Below are 5,981 nucleotides of genomic sequence, written 5' to 3'. Positions count from 1 at the left end.
CTGAGCCGCGCGCGGCCCGCCACCCGCTCGAACAGGGGCACGCCGAGCTCCTGCTCCAGCAGCGCGATACGGCGCGAAATCGCCGGCTGCGAGCGGTGCAGGAATTTCGCGGCATTCGAGATCCCGCCCTTGCGATGAACGGTCAGAAAGGTGTCAAGGGCGTCACTGTCCATTGCGACCTCATGCAAAAAACTGATGTTGCTTGCAAGAATAACAAATTTGGCGGATGGCGAAAATGCTCCTAAGGCTGCATGGACGCACAATACGGAGACGAGCCATGACGAGCCAATTCGACAAGGCGATAGCGTTTCGCACGCTGCACGAGCGGCGTGGCGCCTTCGTCATTCCCAATCCATGGGATGCAGGTACGGCCAAGCTGCTTGCTGCAATGGGATTCGAGGCCCTCGCAACCACGAGCCTCGGGGTGGCCAACATGCTCGGCAACAGCGGCGTCAGTCTCGATGTCATCCTCTCCAACGCGCGCGCGATCGTCGATGCCACCGACCTTCCGGTCAGCGTCGATCTCGAAAATTGCGGGGCCGATGAGCCGAAACGTGCGGCCGAAGCTATACGACGGGCCGCGGAAGCTGGCGCCGTCGGCGGCTCGATCGAGGATTTCAGCGGCGACCGCGATCGCCCCATCTACGACTTTTCTCACGCCGTCGAGCGCGTCCAGGCCGCCGTCGAAGTGGCGCGCGCGCTGCCAATTCCGTTCACGCTGACGGCGCGGGCCGAGAACCTCCTGCACGGCCGCAAGGACATCGACGACACAATTCGCCGCCTGCAGGCCTTCGAAGCCGCGGGCGCCGACGTCCTGTATTCGCCCGGCCTGTACGACCTCGCCACGATCAGGACTGTCGTCTCCTCGCTCAGCAAGCCGTTCAACCACGTGATGGGCTTTGCTGACCCAACGTTGACAGTCGGGCAATTATCCGCCGCCGGCGTCAAGCGCATCAGCGTCGGCGGGGCCATGTCGCGCTACGCGCTCGCCGCGTTCCTGAACTGCGCGCACGAGATGAAGGACAAGGGATCCTTCACCTTTGTTCGCGACATGGCTCCGGTCGGCGAGCTGCGCGAGGCCTTCGCGTCGATCACTCCTCCTTGAAGCCGTATTCCGCCACGTTGCCGCTGGCGCCGTAATATTTGTACGGCAGGAACTTGCCGCTCATGGTGATCTTGACGCGGTCGCCCTTCGGGTTGGCGACGCGCTCCATTGCCATGTCGAAGTCGATCGCCGACATGATGCCGTCGCCGAACTCCTCCTCGATCAGCGCCTTCCAGGCCGGACCGTTCACCATCACCATCTCGTAAAAGCGGTAGATCAACGGATCGGTCGGCGGCATCGGCGTGCCGGTGCCGCGCATCGGCACCTCGTTGAGCATCGCAACTTCCGCCTTCGACAGGCCGAACAGCTCGCCGGCATTGGCCGCCTGCGGCTTCGTCAGCTTCATCTGGCCGAGTATGGCGCCAACGATCAGCACTTCGGAATAGCCGCCGATCTTGTCGCAGATGTGCTTCCAGCTCCATCCCTTCTCGCGCTTGATGTCGAGCAGCTTTTCGGTGAGGTCTTCGCGTTTCATGTCAGTGGCTCCTTGGTTAGGCATTGTGTCGGGCCTGCCGCTTTGGGAGGCATGAAACGTGCCAAAAAATGAGGCTAGCGCTTCACACCGGCCCCTTCGCGCGGCAATCCCTCGATAAATCCCCCGATTGCCTCGAGCACCGGCCGCTGATCGCCTGCGAAGAACCAGTGATCGTTGCCGTCAAGCTCGACGAACTCTGCGCCGCTGATCCGGCTCGCCACATCGCGACCGGCCGCGATGCGTACGGCCTGGTCGCCGCGCCGGTGCAGCACCAGCGTCGGCATAGTGATTTCAGGCAAGAGGTGCCGCACGTCGGCGTCGCGAAACGCCTCGAGCACGGCCGAGATACCGCCGGGACTGGAGGCTGCACGCAACAGCCCCGCCCACCAGGCGCGCGTCTGGGGATCGCCAGCAAGGCTCGGTGCAAAGGTTTCGATCCCGACTGGCCCACCCCATTGCGCGATCAGATGCTTGCTCCAGGCATCATACTGGCTGGCGCGCAGCGCGTGCGGATAGTCCTGCGACCAGGAGCCCTTGGCCAGCGCGCCGAACAGGATGAGCCCGGCCACGCGGCGGGGCTCGTCGACCGCGAACTTGATGCAGGCCGGCCCGCATTCGGACGCGCCGAACAGCACGATGCGGCGCGAGTCCACCGCCCGCAGCACGGTGCCGATATCCTCCGCGGTGACATCGATGCCAGGGGCCGATCCGACCCGGTCGGACAGTCCGATCCCGCGACGATCGAACACGATGAGGCGTCCGAGCTGCATCAATGACGCCAGGAATGTCCGGCTCGCAGGGTTCTCCCAGGCGCGCTCCACATGCGACACGAAGCCGGGCATCACCAGAATATCGAGCGGGCCGCTTCCGTAGGTCTGATAGGCCAGATGCACCCCGGCGCCTTTCACATAGCGCGTCACCGGGGCGGCATGAGGCGCCGCCGCGGGACTCATCAGCGCCTCGGTCTCGGCTTCCGGCGCAACCCCTAGCTCGTCGCGCAGCCGCTGCGTCAGGGCTGCGTGATGGCGCTCTGCCGCGCTTCGATCGCCGGCGAGCAGAAGACTGCGGATCAGATGCCGGCCATACACTTCGCTCAATGAATCGAGCTCAACCAGGCGTCCCGCATGCACAGTCGCGGCGAAATGATCGCCGGCGGCGTTCTTGTCCTGCACCAGACGCTCCAGTGCATGCATGAGCCGTCCCCGCAACGCCTCCCGGCGAAAGAAGGACCAATCGTCGAATTCGGGACAGTCGTCCAGAGCGAAGCCCGCAAGGAAGTCGCCCCGATAGATCAGACAGGCCTCTTCAAAGGCACCGCGATCGCAGGCGCTCTCGAACAAATGCGTATCGATCTTCAGCTCGACCGCCGGAGACCATCGGACGCTCGTACGGTCGGTCTCGAAAACCGACTGCCCGAGCGTGAGCTCGATGCGGTGCAGCAGGCGCCGCAATCGCGCAAGGCCGGTCTCGCGGGCAGCCTCGGGCCACAGCAGCGCAACAAGGACGTCGCGCGCGACGGCGCCCTTGGTCTCCGCGAGATAGATCAGCAGAGCAAGACCTTTGCGTAGGTTCAACTTGATCGGGCGGCCGTCAGCATGGACCTCCGGGAACCCGAATGTCTCCAGCGAGAAAGCCGTCATGAAATCCTCTCTCGCCTTGGGACGTCACCAGGGGACGCACAGGGGACGGCGCCGCGGTAGCCATCGGCCCAGATCGAGCTCGCTCGCCGGCGACCACCTCAAGCTTTGCATGCGGCACCGCCGGATCAGGCACAATAGGAAAAACCATGTTTTCGCGCTTCGCAATCCTGCTCTACGCAATCGTGAGCTATGCCGTATTCACGGCGTCATTTCTCTATGCGCTCGGTTTCGTCGGCAATTATGTCGTACCCAAGTCAATCGATCGGTCCCTCGACGTCGGCAGCCCTTCGACTGTGACCGAGGCCATCGTCGTCAACTTGCTGCTGATGAGCCTGTTTGCCATCCAGCATAGCGTCATGGCGCGCCCGGGCTTCAAACGCTGGTGGACCAAGGTTCTTCCCGTGGCCTGCGAGCGCAGCACCTACGTGCTGCTCTCCAGCCTGATCCTCCTGCTGTTGTTCTGGCAGTGGCGTCCGATCCCGATACCGATTTGGCAGACCAGCGGAATCGTGGCCTGGTTGCTGACCGGCGTCCATTGGCTCGGCTGGCTGATCGCCTTCGCCTCGACCCACATGATCGATCATTTCGACCTGTTCGGCCTGCGCCAAGCCTTCTCGGCGCTGCGCGGGACCGAGCTGCCCGGTCAATCCTTCAAGGCGCCGCTGCTCTACAGAATCGTGCGGCATCCGATCATGCTGGGCTTCTTGCTCGCGTTCTGGGCTACGCCCGAGATGACCGGCGGCCACTTGCTGTTCGCGATCGCGAACACAGCCTACATTCTGGTCGCGCTCCAGTTCGAGGAGAGGGATCTGATCGCGGAGTTCGGCGCGACCTATCAGCAGTATCGCCGGCGCGTTCCCATGCTGGTGCCCAGGATTTTCAGATCCCGCCGGACCGAAGATCGCCAGCCGCCTCGGCCTGTTGGAGCGCCTCGATGAACGCCATGCCCCCTATCCCCCGAATGTCCGCGGAAGCCGCCACATTCGCCGATACGCTCGATGGGCTTGACGTCGGCCTGTATCTCGTTGACGCGGACGCGCGTCTCATTCATGCCAATACTGCCGGGCAAGCCATTGTCGATGCGCGCGATATCCTGCTCGAAACCCGCGGGCACCTCGCGGCTTGCGACGTAACGGTCAACCGGACACTGCAACATTTTTTCGCCGCGGCCGGGCGGGAAAACGCGATCCTCGGCGCCAACGGAATTGCAGTGCCGATGATCGACCGGCATGGGCAGCGCCACGTCGCCCATGCCATGCCGTTGATCTCCGGCACGCGCCGGCGTGCGGGTGTGGCCTACAGCGCCGTGGCAGCATTGTTCGTTCGCAGGGCGGCGTTGACGATACCGCCTCGTTCCGAAGTGATCGGCAAAGCCTTCAGACTGACGCCCGCCGAGTTGCGCGTGATGCTCGCGATCGTGGAGCTCGGCGGCGTTCCCGAGGTGGCGGCGGCGCTCGGCGTCGCCAGTACAACGGTCAAGACGCATGTCCGTCGCCTGTTCGAAAAGACCGGTGCGGCGCGCCAGGCCGATTTCGTCAAGCTCGTCGCGGGATATGCGACGCCATTGAGAGAACATACCGAATATAGACAATCCGTTGGAGCGCGGCGATGAAAGCAATTCTGTGCCATTCCTTCACTGGACCGGGCGATTTACGCCTTGATGAGATCGATGCGCCCAAACCTGCCGTCGATGAGATCCTCATCGACGTGCATGCCGCCTCGGTGAGCTTCATGGACCAGCTGCTGGTCTCGGGCCTCTATCAGATGCGGCCGCAGATACCCTTCGTGCCCGGCACGGAAGCAGCCGGTGTCGTCGTCGCGGTCGGCGACAAGGTCACAAGGTTCGCGCCCGGCGACCGCGTGGCCTGCAGCAGCTGGACCGGCGGCTACGCCGAACGGATGATTGCCAAGGAATCGAAGAGTGTGCGCCTGCCGGATGGTGTCGCGTTCGAAGCGGCGGCAACGGTGCTGCACAATTACGGCACGGCCTATTATGCCCTGGTCGGGCGGGCACGAGCCGAGCGCGGCGAAACGCTGTTTGTCACTGGTGCGGCCGGCGGGGTCGGACTTGCCGCCGTCGACCTGGGCCGCCATCTTGGCCTGCGCGTCGTCGCCGGTGTCGGCTCCGACGACAAGGCGGCCCTGATCCGCGACTACGGCGCCAGCGAGGTCATCAACTATCGCAGCGAGGATCTGCGCGACCGGATCAAGGCGATGACCGGCGGCGACGGCATCGATATCGGCTTCGACAATGTCGGCGGCGCGATCTTCGAGCAGATGGCCCGGCTGATGGCATGGGGCGGACGGCTGATGCCGATCGGTTTCACCGGCGGCGAGATTCCGTCCCTCCCGATGAACCTGCCGCTGCTGAAGAACTATTCCATCGTCGGCGTGTTTGCCGGTGCCTGGGCGGAGAAATTCCCGCACGAAGGCGCGGGCATGAATGACACGTTGATGCAGTTGCTGGCCGACGGACAAATTCGCCCGCATATCGATCGTATCCTCCCCTTGGAGGAGGTCGGGGACGCCATGCGCGCCGTGGCCAGCCGGACGGTTCAGGGGCGAATTGTGCTCAAGATCAGGTAGAGTGCGCCAAAGACGAAGAGAGAACCGATGACACCGATCATCATCGACAAGCGCTATTGCGGTCCTCCGAACTCCGGCAACGGCGGTTACGTCTGCGGCCGGCTCGCCCGCCACATTCCCGGCGGCGCGGAAATAACGCTGCGCGCCCCGCCGCCGCTGGACACGCCGCTCGATG

7 protein-coding genes are annotated in these 5,981 nt (G+C 64.0%); 4 read left to right on the top strand and 3 right to left on the bottom strand.

The features are described from left to right. Window positions 1-173, bottom strand: a 173-nt coding sequence (locus MOV75_RS24590) for a LysR family transcriptional regulator (RefSeq protein WP_247006761.1), incomplete at its 3' end; no start/stop codon positions are given. Window positions 174-277: 104 nt separating this feature from the next. On the opposite strand from MOV75_RS24590, the gene MOV75_RS24585 reads away from it, so the two are divergent. Next, entirely contained in the window at window positions 278-1,105 is an 828-nt protein-coding gene (locus MOV75_RS24585; RefSeq protein WP_246930062.1) for an oxaloacetate decarboxylase, read from the top strand. On the opposite strand, the gene cynS is transcribed toward MOV75_RS24585, so the two are convergent. Both cynS and MOV75_RS24575 read right to left on the bottom strand, forming a co-directional pair. Continuing rightward, window positions 1,092-1,580: a cyanase gene (gene cynS, locus MOV75_RS24580; protein WP_246930061.1), complete on the bottom strand. Its 489-nt coding sequence runs from the start codon at window positions 1,578-1,580 to the stop codon at window positions 1,092-1,094. The two genes, MOV75_RS24585 and cynS, sit on opposite strands and share 14 nt — an antisense overlap. A gap of 74 nt (window positions 1,581-1,654) precedes the next feature. Continuing rightward, window positions 1,655-3,220, bottom strand: coding sequence for an alpha/beta fold hydrolase (locus MOV75_RS24575; RefSeq protein ID WP_246930060.1), 1,566 nt, complete (start codon window positions 3,218-3,220; stop codon window positions 1,655-1,657). Window positions 3,221-3,366: 146 nt separating this feature from the next. On the opposite strand from MOV75_RS24575, the gene mddA reads away from it, so the two are divergent. The 3 genes from mddA to MOV75_RS24560 are packed head-to-tail and all read left to right on the top strand — an operon-like array spanning window position 3,367 to window position 5,806. Next, on the top strand, window positions 3,367-4,158 hold the full coding sequence (gene mddA / locus MOV75_RS24570) for a methanethiol S-methyltransferase (protein ID WP_246930059.1): 792 nt from the start codon (window positions 3,367-3,369) through the stop codon (window positions 4,156-4,158). Beyond that, window positions 4,155-4,832 carry a helix-turn-helix transcriptional regulator gene (locus MOV75_RS24565; RefSeq protein ID WP_246930058.1) on the top strand — a complete coding sequence of 226 codons (678 nt, stop codon included), beginning with the start codon at window positions 4,155-4,157 and terminating at the stop codon, window positions 4,830-4,832. The genes mddA and MOV75_RS24565 overlap by 4 nt, the downstream gene beginning before the upstream one ends. After that, window positions 4,829-5,806 carry an NADPH:quinone oxidoreductase family protein gene (locus tag MOV75_RS24560; RefSeq protein WP_246930057.1) on the top strand — a complete coding sequence of 326 codons (978 nt, stop codon included), beginning with the start codon at window positions 4,829-4,831 and terminating at the stop codon, window positions 5,804-5,806. Before MOV75_RS24565 ends, MOV75_RS24560 begins: the two co-directional genes overlap by 4 nt. Window positions 5,807-5,981: the final 175 nt, after the last annotated feature.

The sequence above is a fragment of the Bradyrhizobium sp. PRIMUS42 genome (assembly GCF_023006515.1).
Lineage (GTDB): Bacteria > Pseudomonadota > Alphaproteobacteria > Rhizobiales > Xanthobacteraceae > Bradyrhizobium.
Note: the sequence above shows the minus strand (reverse complement) of the source record. Positions and strands in the feature narration are given on the sequence as shown.

Coding starts and splice junctions, on each gene's coding strand:
- MOV75_RS24585 (WP_246930062.1), top strand. CDS start 278: ATGACGAGCCAATTCGACAAGGCGATAGCGTTTCGCACGCTGCACGAG.
- cynS (WP_246930061.1), bottom strand. CDS start 1,580: ATGAAACGCGAAGACCTCACCGAAAAGCTGCTCGACATCAAGCGCGAG.
- MOV75_RS24575 (WP_246930060.1), bottom strand. CDS start 3,220: ATGACGGCTTTCTCGCTGGAGACATTCGGGTTCCCGGAGGTCCATGCT.
- mddA (WP_246930059.1), top strand. CDS start 3,367: ATGTTTTCGCGCTTCGCAATCCTGCTCTACGCAATCGTGAGCTATGCC.
- MOV75_RS24565 (WP_246930058.1), top strand. CDS start 4,155: ATGAACGCCATGCCCCCTATCCCCCGAATGTCCGCGGAAGCCGCCACA.
- MOV75_RS24560 (WP_246930057.1), top strand. CDS start 4,829: ATGAAAGCAATTCTGTGCCATTCCTTCACTGGACCGGGCGATTTACGC.